This is a genomic window from Streptomyces sp. 4F14 (assembly GCF_048159485.1).
Taxonomy (GTDB): domain Bacteria; phylum Actinomycetota; class Actinomycetes; order Streptomycetales; family Streptomycetaceae; genus Streptomyces.
In genome coordinates this window covers 124,253-137,735 of record NZ_JBLRVY010000002.1, presented here as the reverse complement: position 1 = coordinate 137,735, position 13,483 = coordinate 124,253, and the positions used below count along the sequence as shown (strand labels likewise).

At 72.2% G+C, this 13,483-nt stretch carries 13 protein-coding genes; 7 read left to right on the top strand and 6 right to left on the bottom strand.

The window, feature by feature from the left end:
• Positions 1-6: 6 nt before the first annotated feature.
• Positions 7-285 carry a PspA-associated protein PspAA gene (gene pspAA, locus ACLZOT_RS02915; RefSeq protein ID WP_416967087.1) on the bottom strand — a complete coding sequence of 93 codons (279 nt, stop codon included), beginning with the start codon at positions 283-285 and terminating at the stop codon, positions 7-9.
• Between the two features lie 24 nt (positions 286-309).
• Positions 310-1,107 carry a PspA/IM30 family protein gene (locus ACLZOT_RS02910; RefSeq protein WP_416967086.1) on the bottom strand — a complete coding sequence of 266 codons (798 nt, stop codon included), beginning with the start codon at positions 1,105-1,107 and terminating at the stop codon, positions 310-312.
• Between the two features lie 215 nt (positions 1,108-1,322).
• Here ACLZOT_RS02910 and ACLZOT_RS02905 point away from each other — a divergent pair, with 215 nt between their 5' ends.
• Both ACLZOT_RS02905 and ACLZOT_RS02900 read left to right on the top strand, forming a co-directional pair.
• Positions 1,323-1,952 carry a DUF3043 domain-containing protein gene (locus ACLZOT_RS02905; RefSeq protein WP_416967085.1) on the top strand — a complete coding sequence of 210 codons (630 nt, stop codon included), beginning with the start codon at positions 1,323-1,325 and terminating at the stop codon, positions 1,950-1,952.
• 86 nt (positions 1,953-2,038) lie between these two features.
• Complete coding sequence (locus tag ACLZOT_RS02900; RefSeq protein ID WP_416967084.1) at positions 2,039-2,740, top strand: class I SAM-dependent methyltransferase; 702 nt, start codon at positions 2,039-2,041, stop codon at positions 2,738-2,740.
• A 52-nt stretch (positions 2,741-2,792) separates the two neighbouring features.
• Here ACLZOT_RS02900 and ACLZOT_RS02895 read toward each other — a convergent pair whose 3' ends face one another.
• Positions 2,793-3,005 carry a hypothetical protein gene (locus tag ACLZOT_RS02895; RefSeq protein ID WP_055723876.1) on the bottom strand — a complete coding sequence of 71 codons (213 nt, stop codon included), beginning with the start codon at positions 3,003-3,005 and terminating at the stop codon, positions 2,793-2,795.
• Positions 3,006-3,164: 159 nt separating this feature from the next.
• Between ACLZOT_RS02895 and ACLZOT_RS02890 the strand changes: the two genes are divergently transcribed.
• Positions 3,165-4,367, top strand: coding sequence for a bifunctional adenosylcobinamide kinase/adenosylcobinamide-phosphate guanylyltransferase (locus ACLZOT_RS02890; RefSeq protein ID WP_416967083.1), 1,203 nt, complete (start codon positions 3,165-3,167; stop codon positions 4,365-4,367).
• Between the two features lie 146 nt (positions 4,368-4,513).
• Here the strand turns inward: ACLZOT_RS02890 and ACLZOT_RS02885 are convergent, their stop codons facing one another.
• Positions 4,514-5,368 (bottom strand): class I SAM-dependent methyltransferase, encoded by an 855-nt coding sequence (locus tag ACLZOT_RS02885; protein WP_416967082.1) that lies wholly within the window; start codon positions 5,366-5,368, stop codon positions 4,514-4,516.
• Between the two features lie 135 nt (positions 5,369-5,503).
• Here ACLZOT_RS02885 and cobT point away from each other — a divergent pair, with 135 nt between their 5' ends.
• Both cobT and ACLZOT_RS02875 read left to right on the top strand, forming a co-directional pair.
• The gene (cobT, locus tag ACLZOT_RS02880; RefSeq protein WP_416967081.1) at positions 5,504-6,610 is read left to right on the top strand and encodes a nicotinate-nucleotide--dimethylbenzimidazole phosphoribosyltransferase; all 1,107 of its coding nucleotides are present in this window, start codon (positions 5,504-5,506) and stop codon (positions 6,608-6,610) included.
• Positions 6,611-6,693: 83 nt separating this feature from the next.
• Entirely contained in the window at positions 6,694-8,244 is a 1,551-nt protein-coding gene (locus ACLZOT_RS02875) for a phosphatidylglycerol lysyltransferase domain-containing protein (protein WP_416967080.1), read from the top strand.
• 697 nt (positions 8,245-8,941) lie between these two features.
• Here ACLZOT_RS02875 and ACLZOT_RS02870 read toward each other — a convergent pair.
• The gene (locus ACLZOT_RS02870; RefSeq protein WP_416967079.1) at positions 8,942-9,706 is read right to left on the bottom strand and encodes a hypothetical protein; all 765 of its coding nucleotides are present in this window, start codon (positions 9,704-9,706) and stop codon (positions 8,942-8,944) included.
• A gap of 79 nt (positions 9,707-9,785) precedes the next feature.
• Between ACLZOT_RS02870 and ACLZOT_RS02865 the strand changes: the two genes are divergently transcribed.
• Positions 9,786-10,568, top strand: a complete 783-nt coding sequence (locus tag ACLZOT_RS02865) for an adenosylcobinamide-GDP ribazoletransferase (protein ID WP_416967078.1) — start codon at positions 9,786-9,788, stop codon at positions 10,566-10,568.
• Positions 10,569-10,769: 201 nt separating this feature from the next.
• On the opposite strand, the gene ACLZOT_RS02860 is transcribed toward ACLZOT_RS02865, so the two are convergent.
• On the bottom strand, positions 10,770-11,588 hold the full coding sequence (locus tag ACLZOT_RS02860; protein ID WP_416967077.1) for an endo alpha-1,4 polygalactosaminidase: 819 nt from the start codon (positions 11,586-11,588) through the stop codon (positions 10,770-10,772).
• 285 nt (positions 11,589-11,873) lie between these two features.
• On the opposite strand from ACLZOT_RS02860, the gene ACLZOT_RS02855 reads away from it, so the two are divergent.
• On the top strand, positions 11,874-13,391 hold the full coding sequence (locus ACLZOT_RS02855) for a leucyl aminopeptidase (protein WP_416967076.1): 1,518 nt from the start codon (positions 11,874-11,876) through the stop codon (positions 13,389-13,391).
• Positions 13,392-13,483 lie beyond the last annotated feature (92 nt).

Below are 13,483 nucleotides of genomic sequence, written 5' to 3'. Positions count from 1 at the left end.
CACACCTCAGCCCGGGATCAGGCCGTCGTCGTTGAGCATGGCCCGGACCTCTTCGAGGGTCGCGTCGGGGGCGGGGAGGATCAGGTCGGAGGGGTGGAGGGCGTCGGGGGGCAAGGGGGTGCCCAGGGTGCGGACCGCGTCCAGGAGGGCTGTCAGGGTTCGGCGGAACGCCTGCTCGTCGGCGGATTCGAGTTCCGCGAGGAGGTCGTCGTCCAGCTTGTTCAGTTCGGGGAGGTGGGAGTCCGAGAGCTCCACCTGCCCCTCTCCCATGATCCGTACGATCATGACGCCCTCCTTGGCGTGGCCCCCCTACTGCTTGTCGAAGCGGGGGGTGTCCTGTGGCTGCTGCTGGGGCTGGGACTGGCCTGCGCCGCCTTCGATGGCCTGCTGGGAGGCGGAGGGACCGCCCGCCAGCTCGGCCTTCATGCGCTGGAGCTCCAGCTCTACATCAGTACCACCGGAGAGGCGGTCCAGCTCGCTCTGGATGTCGTCCTTGGCGAGGCCCGTGGGGTCGTCGAGGGCGCCGGAGGCGAGCAGCTCGTCCAGCGCGCCCGCGCGGGCCTGGAGCTGGGCGGTCTTGTCCTCGGCACGCTGGATCGCGAGGCCGACGTCCCCCATCTCCTCGGAGATGCCGGAGAAGGCTTCGCCGATGCGGGTCTGGGCCTGGGCGGCGGTGTACGTCGCCTTGATGGTCTCCTTCTTCGTACGGAAGGCGTCCACCTTGGCCTGGAGGCGCTGGGCCGCGAGGGTGAGCTTCTCCTCCTCGCCCTGGAGGGTGGAGTGCTGCGTCTCCAGGTCGGTGACCTGCTGCTGGAGCGCGGCGCGGCGGGACAGCGCCTCACGGGCGAGGTCCTCACGGCCGAGGGCGAGCGCCTTGCGGCCCTGGTCCTCCAGCTTGGACGACTGGGACTGCAACTGGTTGAGCTGGAGTTCCAGGCGCTTGCGGGAGGTCGCGACGTCGGCGACTCCCCGGCGGACCTTCTGGAGCAGCTCCAGCTGCTTCTGATACGAGTAATCGAGGGTTTCGCGCGGGTCCTCGGCCCGGTCAAGGGCCTTGTTCGCCTTCGCGCGGAAGATCATCCCCATACGCTTCATGACACCGCTCATGGGCTTCGCGCGCCCCCTTCTGACAGACTCCGGCTCACGATCTGCGACAGAACCCACAGTACGGGCCCTGCCTCCATTGACGCACTGTTCCGGGACGGATGCGCTCCTCCCCAAGGACGACTGCGCCCGCCCCCGATCCGGCGTAAGGAGTAGGTGGACCCCTTGGTTACAGGACGACCGGCGTTGCCGGATCGTTCCCCGCCCGACTGGGGTCCATGCGCCCGGAACGCTTACCCTTGGGTTTTGTGTTCCGTAGCCGTGCCACCAAGGACGAGAAGGCCGCCGCCGACGAGGCGTCGCTGACCGACTCCACTCAGCCCCGAGACCCGCAGGCCCCGAAGGGCCGGCCCACGCCGAAGCGCAGTGAGGCCCGCTCCACGCGCCGCAGCGTCGCCAACACGCCGATGACGCGGAAGGAGGCGGCCAAGCGCCAGCGCGAGGACCGCAGGCGCGCGCTGGACAAGCAGCGTGAGGCCCTCGCCGGGGGCGACGAGCGCTACCTGCCCGCGCGCGACCAGGGCAAGGTCCGCAAGTTCGCCCGCGACTTCATCGACTCCCGGCTGAACGTCGCGGAGACGTTCCTGCCGATGGCGGTCGTCATCCTCGCGCTGAGCATCGTGCGGGTCGCCGAGCTCCAGACGCTGTCGCTGCTGCTGTGGCTGGTCCTGATCGTGCTGATCGTGCTCGACTCGTTCGTGATCAGCTTCCGGCTGCGCAAGCAGCTCACGGCCCGTTTCCCGGAGGAGCGCCACAAGGGCGCCGTTCCGTACGCCCTCATGCGCTCCCTCCAGGTTCGCCGGCTCCGCCTGCCGAAGCCGCAGGTCAAGCGGGGTGCGAAGCTCTGAGTGCCACGCCGTCGTTCTCCGGGGACGCGGCCGAAGCCTGGCTGGACCGGCTGGGCGGGCTGCGGGACGTCGTACGACAGGAACTGGTGGCACGCCAGCTCGACGAGCAGATAGCCGGGCGGTACTCCGTCGGGCGGCGGCTGCGGGTCCTCGACGTCGGGATGGGCCAGGGCACGCAGGCGCTGCGGCTGGCCCGGCTCGGGCACGAGGTGACCGGTCTGGAGCGCAGTCCGCTGATGCTGGCGACGGCCCGCGAGGCGCTCGCGCGTGAGCCCGACGGGATCCGGGAGCGGGTGCGGATCATAGAGGGCGACGGCCGGGAGACCGGGGTCCACTTCCTGCCGGGCAGCTTCGACATCGTGCTCTGCCACGGGGTCCTGATGTACGTCCCCGATCCCGACGCGCTGCTCGCGGGGCTCGGGCGGATGCTGGCGCCCGGGGGGATGGTGTCCCTGCTCGTCCGCAACGGCGACGCGCTGGCCATGCGGCCGGGGCTGTCCGGGGACTGGGCCACCGCGATGGCCGCGTTCGACTCCGTCGACTACACGAACCGGCTCGGGCTGGACGTGCGCGCGGACCGGCTGGCCACGCTCACCGACGCGCTCGGGGGGATCGGGGCGCCGCTCCAGGCGTGGTACGGCGTCCGGGTCTTCACCGACGCGGCTCCCGACGACGCGGTCATCCCCGCGGACCTGGGCCCGCTGCTCGCGGCCGAGGAGCGGGCCGGGCGGACGGACCCCTATCGGCGGGTCGCCGCGCTGGTCCATCTGTGCGGGGTGCGGGGCTGACGTCCCGGGTCACCGCCCGGTGAGTGTCCACCGGGCGGTGTGGCGTCACCGCTCAGGAGCCGGCCGGGTGCAGGCTCATCGGGCCGTAGATCTCCGTGGTGTCCTCGAACAGGCGGACCTGGTCGGCGCCGCCGTCCGCGAGGGCCTGCCACTGTTCTCCGATCCAGGACTCGGCGTCCCCCTGCGTGGTGAACTCCTCCGGTTCCACGGCGGGTTGGACCTCCGTCCCGTCGGCCTTCTCGAACCGCCACGTCCATGCCGCCATGTACGCCTCCTGGTGTGACCGGGGTCTGATCTTGGTCCGGTGGCCCAGAGTATGCGGTTCGGGGAGTGCGGCGTAGGGGGCTTCGGGGTTGTTTGTTCGGCCGGGCGCCGGTGGAGGGCTGCTCGTGCGGTTGCTTCTCCTCCGGGTGAAAATCAACCCGTGGAATTGACTCTGCTCGGTACCGGTGCCCCCGCTGGACTCCCCCGCCCCGGCTGTGCCTGCGCGGTCTGTGCCGTGTCCCTCGGGGCGGACGTCCGGGCGGCCACCTCCGTCCTCGTCGACGGGGCCCTGCTGCTCGACCTCACGCCCGGGGTCGCGCTCGTCGCCGCGCGGGCCGGGCAGTCGCTCGGAGGTGTGCGGCAGGTGCTGCTGTCGCACCCCCACGACGGGCCCGCCGTCGAGGTCCCTCTCGGGCTCCCCCGCCCCGGCCGCGTCCCCGACGGGCGGGAGCTGGCCCTCCTGACGGGCCATCGGGTGCGGGCCGTCGCGATGGACGCCGGGGGGACGGGGTACGCCGTCACCGGCACCGACGGTCAACGGCTCCTGTACCTGCCGCCGGGCGGTGCACCCGCGGGGCTCTCCGACGACGGGGAGCAGCGGTACGACATGGTCCTGCTGGACGTCGTGGGGCGGCCCGACGCGCTCGCCCGGCTCCGGGCCGTGGGAGCCGTCGGTGCCACCACCGACGTCATCGCCGTCCACCTCGACCACGACGTCCCGCCGGGACGCGAGCTGCGACGCCGGCTCGCGGCGGCGGGGGCGCGGGCCGTCCCCGACGGTACGACCCTCTCCGTCGGCGTCTACGAGGACGTACCCGACATACCCCGCCGCACCCTCGTCCTCGGCGGCGCGCGCTCCGGGAAGTCCGTCGAGGCGGAACGGCGGCTGGAGGCGTTCCCGGACGTCCTGTACGTCGCGACGGGCGGGACGCGTGGGGGTGACACGGAGTGGGCGTCCCGGGTCGCCCTCCACCGCGAACGCCGGCCGGGCTCCTGGCACACGACGGAAACCTGCGACCTGGTGCCCCTGCTGTCCTCGGAGGGCCCGCCCCTGCTGATCGACTGCCTCTCCCTGTGGCTGACCGACGCGATGGACTCCGTCGGGGCGTGGGACGACGCGGTCTGGTCGGACGGCGGCGAGAAATCCCTCCGCGAACGCTCCGCCGAACTGCTGGAGGCATTGCGGGAAACCCGCCGCCCCGTGGTCCTCGTCTCGAACGAGGTCGGCTCGGGAATCGTCCCGTCAACGGCCTCCGGCCGGCGGTACAGGGACGAGCTGGGCCGGTTGAACGCGGGGGTGGCCGGACAGTGCGAACAGGTGGTGCTGGTGGTGGCGGGGCAGGCGGTGGTCCTGCGGGGCTGAGGGGGTGGGGCGAGTGCGGGTGGAGTGTGGCTGGTCGCGCAGTTCCCCGCGCCCCTAAAAGAACAGGGGTTGCGCTCAGTTTTTTGCTTTTAGGGGCGCGGGGAACTGCGCGACCAACCCCCACCGGGCCGCAGCCGGATCACCACCTATGCCACCCCCTTCCTCTTTCTCGCGATCACCCTGTACGTGTTCGCGAAGCGGGTCCGGCGCAGGATCGGGGCCAGGCTGTGGTCCAGCGCTGTTGCCAGGGCCGTGAGGGGTCTTGTCAGGGGCAACAGGCGGGGTGGGACGTGGCTCGTCAGGAGCAGAGCCAGCGCCGTTGATACGTCGTACGGGATGTGTGCCCCGCGGCGGTCCGTCGTGATGATGTCGCAGCCCTGGGACTCCAGTTCCGTGCGGAGGTTGTCGAGGGGGATCAGGTGGTGGGGGTGGTCGTGGGGGAGCCACCACTTGCCCAGGAGGGGCGCGAAGGCGCAAGCGGGGTCGGGGAGTTCGAACAGGGCGTGGCCGCCGGGGCGGAGTGCGCGGAGGGCTGCGGAGAGTTCGGCCCGGGGGTCGGGGGTGTGCTGGAGGTGGTGGAGGACGGTGATCACGTCGTAGCGGGAGTCGAGGGCGGGGCTCAGCGCACGGTGGGCTTCCTCCACGCGGCCCGCCGAGCGTGCCCGGTCCACACGGGACGTCGCGTCGACGCCGTCGAAGGACGTGTACGTGAACAACTCCTTCGCCGCTTCCGGGAAGCGCCCGGCCCCCGTACCGATGTCGAGCCAGCTCTCCGGTTCCGGGAAGGGCGTCATCGTGAGGGCGGTGGCGCGCAGGCGGCGCCGGGTCGTGCGGGCGGCGAGGACACGCTCCAGGAGGGCTCCCCGTACACCAGTGGGGCCCCCGGCGGACGTACGGACCACGTGTCCGCAGTCGGCGCATGCGGCGAAGCCCCCCTCGGGGAGCCGTTGCGAGCCGCACCAGGGGCAGTCGTCGCGGCGGGGTTCCTGGACGTCCGTCATGAGTGCTCCCCAGTGGGCGACAATCTTCGCGAAACGGAACGTATGGGATCGCGATCTTGCGTGCAACGACGCCGCACCCCCGGCGGGGAGATGTGGCGCGGAAACTGTTCGACCGGGGCCGGTACTGTTCGGCGAATGAGCTCGCTTAATCTCGACGACTTCACCGATCTGATCGAGCGCCCCGACGGCGGGGTACGGCGCGACGCGGAGGCGCGGCGTGAGCGTCAGGTCGTGCCGCCCGGCGCGCTGGGGCGCCTCGACGACCTGGGTGAGTGGCTGGCGGCGGCGCAGGGCTCGGTCCCGGTGCGCCCCGTGGACCGTCCTCGTGTGGTGCTGTTCGCCGGGGACCACGGGGTGGCCGAACTCGGCGTCTCGGCGCGGCCCGCGGGGAGCGCTGCGGAGCTGGTGCGGGCGGTCCTGGAGGGTGGCCGCCCGGTTTCGGTGCTGGCGCGGCGGGCCGGGGTGCCGGTGCGCGTGGTGGACATGTCCCTGGACTGCGAGCCGGACCTGTTCCCCGCCGATGTCGTACGCCACCGGGTGCGCCGGGGCAGCGGGCGGCTCGACGTCGAGGACGCGCTGACCCTGGAGGAGGCGGAGGCGGCGTTCCGTGCGGGCGTGGCGGTCGCCGACGAGGAGGCGGACTCGGGGACCGACCTGGTGGTGCTGGGTGATGTGAGCGTGGGCGGGACGACGGCGGCGGGGGTGCTGATCGCCGCGTTGTGCGGGACGGACGCGTCCGTGGTGACGGGGCGTGGCGGCCTGGCCATCGACGACCTCGCCTGGATGCGGAAGTGCGCGGCGATCCGGGACGGGCTGCGCCGGGCCCGGCCGGTGCTCGGCGATCAGCTTCAGCTCCTCGCGACGGTCGGCGGGGCGGATCTGGCGGCGATGACGGGGTTCCTGTTGCAGTGCGCCGTACGGAAGCTGCCGGTGGTGCTGGACGGGGTGGTGGCGGCGGCGTGTGCGCTGGTGGGGCAGCGGGTCGCGTTCCGGGCGCCGGACTGGTGGCTCGCGGCGCACCGGACGGGTGAGCCGGGGCAGGCGAAGGCGTTGGACCGGATGGCCCTGGAGCCGCTCCTCGAACAGAACGTGCAGGTCGGGGAGGGGGCCGGGGGTGTGCTGGCGCTGCCGCTGGTGCAGGCCGCCGCCGCGTTGGCGGCGGAGTTGCCGGAGGCGGTCGTGGAGAAGCCGGTGGATGAGGCGGTCGAGGCCGCCGGGGCCGCCGGGGCCGCCGAGGAGTAGGGGCGTGGAAGGGGCGCGGTTCGGTGGTGCCGGGCCGCGCCCCTTGCATAATTTCCGCATAACGGGACATAGCATCCCGACGCATGGGAAGCGTTCGGGCCGGTGCGGTGGCTGTCTGGTATCTGCGGGTGGTTGCGTGCGTCAACTTCCTCGGCGCGGTGTGGGAGTCGCTGGGGCAGGGTGTCCGGCAGCACAATCAGGCTGATCTCTTCACGCCTTATCTGCTGACCTCCGGCTTTTCCTCCGGGGTTTTCGCCGCCTTTCTCGCCGTGATGATGCGGAGGCGGAAACGGGCCGCCTGGATTCTCAACCTGGGGCTCGGCGGGGCTTTTCTGCTGCTGTTCTCGGTGGCCCTTTTCCTGCCCGAGGTCCGGCGCCATCCGCAGAACTGGGTCTCCTTCGGGGTGACCGCCGGATTCGTGGCGGCGCTGCTGCTGGGGCGGCGGGAGTTCTACGCCAAGGGGGACCGGGCCAATCCGCGGCTCGTGGCGCTGGTCGGCGGGGGCGGGCTGCTGTGGTGGTGGGCCGATGCCGCCGTCGACGGGGTGAGCACCGTCCTCGTGCTCGCCGTGCTGTATGCCGCGTTCCGTTCGCGCCGGGTCGTCGAGCCGCTGGGCCACGAGGACGAGAAACGGCTCCGGGAACTCCTCGGCAAGTACGGCGAGCGGGATTCTCTCGGCTATTTCTCGCTGCGCCGGGAGAAGAGCGTGGTGTGGTCGCCGACGTACAAAGCGGCGGTCACTTATCGGGTCGTCGGGGGTGTTTCGCTGGCGTCGGGAGATCCGCTGGGGGATCCGGAGGCGTGGCCCGGCGCGATCGGGCCGTGGCTGGCGCAGGCGCGGGCGCACGGGTGGATCCCGGCGGTGATGGGGGCCGGGGAGGAGGCCGGGAACGTGTACCGGCGGCACGGGCTCGACGCGCTGGAACTCGGGGACGAGGCGATCGTGGAGGTGGACGAGTTCACGTTGGAGGGCAGGGCGATGCGGACCGTGCGGCAGGCGTACAACCGGGTGCGGCGGGCGGGGTACACCGTACGGATCCGGCGGCACGAGGAGGTGCCGGGCGGTGAGCTGGCCGGGGTCGTGCGGCGGGCCGAGGAGTGGCGGGACGGGGCCACCGAGCGCGGGTTCAGCATGGCGCTGGGGCGGCTGGGGGATCCGCAGGACGGGCGGTGCGTGGTCGTCGAGTGCTTCGACGCCGGGGGTGCGCCGAGGGCGCTGCTGTCGTTCGTGCCGTGGGGGCCGCACGGGCTCTCGCTCGATCTCATGCGGCGCGACCGCGACGGCGACAACGGGCTGATGGAGTTCATGGTCATCGAACTCCTGCGGCGGGGGCGGGAGTTCGGGATCACTCAGGTCTCGCTCAACTTCGCGATGTTCCGTTCCGTCTTCGAACGTGGGGCCCGGATCGGGGCCGGTCCGGTGCTGCGGCTGTGGCGGTCGCTGCTCAGCTTCTGCTCCCGGTGGTGGCAGATCGAGTCGCTCTACCGGGCCAACGCGAAGTACCGGCCGATCTGGGAGCCGCGGTTCCTGCTCTTCGAGAAGAGCGCGGACCTGCCCCGGATCGGGTGGGCTTCCGCCAGGGCGGAGGGATTCTTGGACGTGCCGGGATGGTGGCCGGGAGGCCGCCGGTGAACGCGCTCGGCCGGTGGGCCCGGACCGAGTGGGGTCCGCTGTGGCTCGCCGTGCGGCGGCGGTGGGCCGTGCCGGTGATGACGGTCGCGGCGGTCTGTACGACGTCGGTGCTGCAAGCCGTACAGAATCTCGACTGGGGTTATCAGGTCGTCCAGGACCTCGGCGCCGTCCGCGCGGCGGACCCCCTGCCCCTCGCCCTCCTGCGTACGCCGCTCTCGCTCTTCGTGCCCGCGCTCGATCTGCCGGTCTGGGGGGCGCTCGCGCAGATCCTGCTGGTGTTCGGGCTGGCGGAGATCTGTATCGGCCGGGGGCGGACGCTGGTGGTGGCGTACACGGCGACGCTCGCCGGAACGCTGTACGCGCGGGCGGGCATCGCGCTCGGTCCCGATGTGCCGGTGCTGGGGCTGCCCGCCTCGGACGCGCAGGTCGTCGACACCGGGCCGTCGGCGGCCGTCGTGGGGCTCGCGGTGTACCTGGCCTGGCGGTACCGGGCGTACGCCACGGGGGCGGTGGTGGTGCTGGCGATGGTGGCGGAGGTGGCGGTCAAGGCGAACCTGGCGGGCAAGGAACACGTCGCGGCGATCGTCGCGGTGGGGGTGCTGGTGGGGGTGCGGGAGGGGTGGGAGCGCAGGTCGGGGGGTGGCGGTGAGCACGGGCTCGCGGGCCGGTGGGGACAGAGAACGCGGGACCACGTCGGTCAGCGGGACGACGTCGGTTCGTGGGACGACGGGTCCGGTTTGCCGCCGACCAGTTCCTCCACTCCCCTGCGCAGGCGGGACCAGCGGCGGTCGCTGCGGGCGGCCCGGCGTTCGGCGCGGGCCCTGGCGCGGGGGCGGCGGGTGTAGAAGTGGCGGGCCCAGGGGGACGCGGGGCGGGCCAGGCGGACCGCGCCGATCAGGGCGACCGTGGGGACGATGACTCCGAAGATCGCGGTACGGGCCTTGCCCTTGGCGAGGGCGACGAGGGAGAGGAGGAAGTTGATGACGACGGTCGTGAGGGCGACGCCCCTGCCCGCGACCTCGTCGTCCGAGAGGTCGTTCACGCCGAGCGGGGAGTAGCCGAGGAGGACCAGTCCGACGAGGGCCGCTGTCAGGACGACCACCTCCACGCTCTTGCGGCCCTCCTCCGACCAGTACACGTCGTCCAGGTGCAGGATCAGCGCGAACTCGTCGAGGACCAGGCCCGCGCCGATGCCGAAGCAGATCGCGGCGGCGCCCGCGCCCACGCCCTGCCGGCCGGTCGCGATCGCGCCGAAGCCGCCGATGACCGTGAGGACGACGCCGGGAACGACGTGGTGGATGTGCAGGCCGCCCGCCTTGACGTTGCCGAAAGGGCCCTTGCCCGCGCGGATCAGGCGGGTGACGAGGCGGGTGAGGAGGAACGTGAGGACGAAGGCGGTGAGGGCGAGGAGGAGGGGGAGTTTGCCCGGTTCTACGATGTTCCGCTGGAGCCAATGTCCCATGTGCGCACTTTATCCCTGTCGGCGGTGAGCCTCGGTGCTGACGGTGGGCCCCGGTGCGACCGTCGGATAATCTGCGCCGATGCCCTCGATGCCCGACAGTCTCCTCCCCCACGGCGTCCGGTTCGCGTTCGGCACGCTGACCGTGATCCCGGTCCGGGTGTCCCGCTGGGACCGGGACGCCGCGCGCGGCGGGATGCTGTGCGCGCCGCTCGTGGGGCTCGTGGTCGGCGGATGTGCGGCTGCTGTCGGCGGGGGGCTGCTGGCGCTGGGTACGGGGGCCATGGTGGCCTCGGTCGCGGCGGTGGCCGTACCGGCGGTGCTGACCCGGGGGCTGCACCTCGACGGGCTCGCGGACACCGCCGACGGGCTCGGCAGCGGGAAGCCCGCCGACGACGCCCTGCGGATCATGAAGCAGTCCGACATCGGGCCGTTCGGGGTGCTGACGTTGGTGTTCGTGCTGCTGGGGCAGGTGGCGGCGGTGGCCCGGCTGTACGAGGAGTCGTGGGTTCGGGGTGGGTTCGCGGTGGTGCTGTCCGCGGTGGTGGCTCGGCTGGCGCTGACGTTCGCGGCGCGGGCCGGGGTTCCGGCGGCCCGCCCGGAGGGGTTGGGGGCGGCGGTCGCCGGGGTCGTGCCGGTGCGGTGGGTGTGGGGGGTCGGGGGTGCGGTGGGGGTGCTCGCGGCTGCGGTCGGGTGGTGGGCCGGGGTGTTCACAGCCCTTCCGGCCGCCGTTCTGGGAGTGGGGGCGGCTGAGTTGTTGTTGCGGCGGTGCAGGGAGCGGTTCGGTGGGGTGACCGGGGATGTGTTCGGGGGGGTGGCGGAGGTGGCGGGGGTGGTGAGTCTGGTGGTGATGACGGTGGGTTGAGCGCGGGATCGAGGGGGGGGTGGATGGTTGAGTGGCGGGTGCGGCGCCATCGTGGCTGATCGCGCAGTTCCCCGCGCCCCTAAAAGACGCGGCTCCCGGCTCCCGGCTCCCGGCTCCCGGCTCCCGGCTCCCGGCTCCCGGCTCCCGGCTCCCGGCTCCCGGCTCCCGCACAACCTCCCACTCCCTCCTGTCGTCACCCCGTCAGCACGCCTTCCGCCACGCCCCCAGCTCGTACTTCTTCTCCAGCGAGCTCAACCTCAGCCTCTTCGACTCCCCGCAGAACCTGCTCGTCGGCAGTTCGTACTCCACGTGGAAGACCGCCTTGCCCGCCTCGATGAACGGCGTGAGGGTGTCGCACTCCTTGTACTGGGCGCACTGTTCGTTGACCGCGAAGTCGAAGTCGGCGAGCAGGTCCGGGATCTGGTCCATGTCGTTCTTGAGGCCGACGGACATGCCCCGGTCGTGGGCGAGCCCCGCGATGAGGCGGTTGTAGGCGAGCTGGTCCTCGGCCTTGAGGGGGAAGCCGGTGTCGTTGAGGTAGCCGTCCATGTTGTCCGGCTCGACCGCGTCGAAGCCCTTCTCCTTGCACATGTCGAGGCGCTTGGTCATGAGGGGTTCGAGGATGCTCAACTGGCGGATGTCCAGCCAGCGTTCGCCTTCCCAGCCGTTGCCCTTGCCGATGACGGACTTCGGGAAGTCGGCGGCGTCGGGACGCCAGTCCTCGTACGCGCCGGTGGAGAGGTAGCAGATGACCTTGCGGTTCTTCGCGTGGAGCGCGGTGACGACGGCCGCGGTCTGGTCGAAGCCGTCGATGTCGTAGACGGGGACGTCGACGGACGTGTCGAGCTTGCCGTTCAGCTGCCACTGCCAGTCCACACCGGGCCGGGGCTGCCAGCGGCCGTCCGGCGACGCGGGGGCCGCGGTCGGGGCGGGGGCGGGGTCCTCCTCGTCGGTACCCGACGCACTCGTGCAGCCCACCAGAAGGAGCAGCGGGAGAAGGGCGAGGGTGGCGCGTCTCAAGGGACCGGCTCCAGACTGTGCGGCGGCGTTCCCCGTGATGATCCCCCGTCCCGGACACATTCATGGCCACGGCTTCACCCGGAGGTGAACGCACGGGGGCACGAGCGGACGCGCACACCCGCGTACGCTCTTGACGGGATCTGTCGCGTCGGTTCGCCGCGCCGACGGGAGAGACCCCGGCGAAGCCGTGCGCCCCCGGCCGACCTAAGGTCGTCCGCCGGGCCCGGTCGACCCACCCCGTTCGGCCACAGCACTCTCCTATTCGGAAGCGGAGAAATCACCACCGTGACTGCTCTCAATCTCAGCACCGCCGCGGCGCCCGGCCTCCGGGCCGACGCGATCGTGATCGGTGTCGCCAAGGGCGCGAAGGGCCCGGTCGTCGCACCGGGCGCGGAAGCCGTGGACCAGTCCTACGACGGCAAGCTCGCCACCGTCCTGGAGACCCTCGGCGCGTCCGGCGCCGAGGGCGAGATCACGAAGCTGCCCGCGCCGGCCGGCTTCAAGGCACCGCTCGTCGTCGCGGTGGGCCTGGGCGCGGAGCCCGCGAAGGACGCCGCGTACGACGCGGAGGCGCTGCGGCGTGCCGCGGGGTCCGCCGCGCGGGCGCTGGCCGGGACGAAGAAGGCCGCGTTCGCGCTGCCGCTGGGCGATGCCGGGGAGGTCGGGGCGGTCGCCGAGGGCGTGCTGCTCGGGGCGTACTCCTTCGACACGTACAAGGAGTCCCCGAAGGGGAAGAACGGCAAGGGGCCGCTCGGTGAGGCCGCGCTGCTCGGGGGCAAGCCGCGGGACGCCGGGCAGAAGGCGGCGCTCGCGCGTGCCGTCGCCGTGTCCGAGGAGCTGAACCGGGCGCGGGACCTGATCAACATGCCGCCCAACGACCTCGACCCGGCCGCGTTCGCCGCGCTCGTCGTCGACGCGGGCAAGGCGCACGGGTTCAAGGTCGAGGTGCTCGACGAGAAGGCGCTCACGGAGGGCGGGTACGGGGGGATCCTCGGCGTCGGCGGGGGGTCGGCCGCCGCTCCCCGGCTGGTGAAGCTGTCGTACAGCCACCCGAAGGCCGCGAAGAACCTCGCGTACGTCGGCAAGGGCATCACGTACGACTCGGGTGGTATCTCGCTGAAGCCCGCCGGGCACAACGAGACGATGAAGTGCGACATGAGCGGGGCCGCCGCCGTGTTCGCGGCCGTCGTCTCCGCCGCGCGGCTCGAACTGGAGGTGAACGTCACCGGGTGGCTGGCGCTCGCCGAGAACATGCCGTCGGGGACCGCGGTCCGGCCCGGGGACGTGCTGCGCATGCTCAGCGGCAAGACCGTGGAGGTGCTCAACACCGACGCGGAGGGGCGGCTCGTCCTCGCGGACGCGCTGTGGGCGGCCTCGCTGGAGAAGCCCGACGCCATCGTGGACGTCGCGACCCTCACCGGCGCGATGATGCTGGCGCTCGGGAGCCGGACGTTCGGCGTCATGGCCAACGACGACGCGTTCCGTACGGCGGTCTACGACGCGGCCGAGGAGGTCGGCGAGCCGGCCTGGCCCATGCCGCTCCCGGCCCACCTGCGCAAGGGCATGGACTCCCCCACCGCCGACATCGCGAACATGGGTGACCGGATGGGCGGCGGGCTCGTCGCCGGGCTCTTCCTCCAGGAGTTCGTCGGCGAGGGCATCACCTGGGCGCACCTCGACATCGCCGGACCCGCGTTCAACGACGGCGGGCCGTTCGGGTACACGCCCAAGGGCGGGACGGGGTCGGCCGTACGGACGTTGGTGCGTCTCGCCGAGCTGACCGCCGCCGGCGACCTGGGCTGAGGGTTCGCCCAGCGGGAGGGGTGCTCGGGGGACGACCCGAGCACCCCTCCCGTGTGGTGTCTCACACCCCAGCCCCGTGTCTCGTCCACGTC